The following is a 1,072-nucleotide window of genomic DNA, read 5'->3' as shown; positions in this document are numbered from 1 at the left end:
AATATTTGTATTCCACGCTAGAGAGAGCCGATTTCTTTTTGAGTATTAGCTTCCAGTAACGCTTCAGTCGACGGTACTTTTTCATGTCTTCGTTATCTGAAGTTCTTAGTTGATTCATCACACTGATTCGGCACTTATTCATCGATCGATTGATTAATTGAACTAAGTGAAACCGGTCAATAATTATTTTCGCTTTTGGAAACAGTTCTTTTATGACGCTTACATAACCTGCATTCATATCAATCGTTACCGTTTCCACATTTCGTCGGTCAGTTAGGCTGTAATTCGCAATGAAATGATTTTTTATTGCGAAGTTATCGCGACGATTAAGAATGTCCAAAATATCACCATTCAACACATTGATATATTCAAAAGCCATCGCCCCTTTTGCGTATTTAAATTCGTCAAAAGAAAGATGCTTCGGAAGCTTAGTGTGATGGGGTTTAAAATGTATTGCAGCTTCATCAATGACTCGTTGAACCGTTGTAGGTGAAATCGAACAATCTTTAGCGATAGATTTTAAGGATTGCGCTTCTGCAGATTTAACCATTACTTGAACTTTAACATTCTTAGAAATATAACAATTACGCTCAACGATCGGTGTTTTAGCAGTAAAGCTAGTGTTACATTCTTTACACATAAAGCGTTGCTTTCTTAGGAGTAAGTACGTTGGATTTACCCCGGTAAGAGGTAATGTAATTCGCGATAATTGAGTTCCGTTCTTAAAAACTGTAAAGTTTTTGTTTTCAATACCACATTTCGGGCAGTGCGTAGGGTTATAGGATAATGTTCCAGTAATGTATTTACAAGCTGTCCCTTTATAAGTCCCTTGTTTTACACAATCTTCATCGAATGTAATATTCAAGTCTTGAATATCAATTAAGGATTTAATACTATTAGAATACGACAAGTGAATTCCCTCCTGAATGATGGTTTTGGTCGACTTTAATTCTACAGGGAACCTCACTTGTTTTCTATTATTAAAAGAAAATAACGCTGTGAAATTCCATCACCTTCTCCAACTTTCGGGAGAAGGTGATTTTCATTCACCAACGTTATAAATTGTACAACC

The 1,072-nt window shown here is 35.7% G+C and carries 1 protein-coding gene; it reads right to left on the bottom strand.

The window, feature by feature from the left end; genetic code table 11:
• The coding region (locus tag CD30_RS19090; RefSeq protein ID WP_036180819.1) for an ISL3 family transposase at positions 1-910 on the bottom strand (910 nt) is incomplete at its 3' end.
• Positions 911-1,072 lie beyond the last annotated feature (162 nt).

The organism is Ureibacillus massiliensis 4400831 = CIP 108448 = CCUG 49529 (assembly GCF_000772965.1).
Classification (GTDB): Bacteria; Bacillota; Bacilli; order Bacillales_A; family Planococcaceae; genus Ureibacillus; species Ureibacillus massiliensis.
This window is presented reverse-complemented; position numbering and strand designations above follow the sequence as displayed.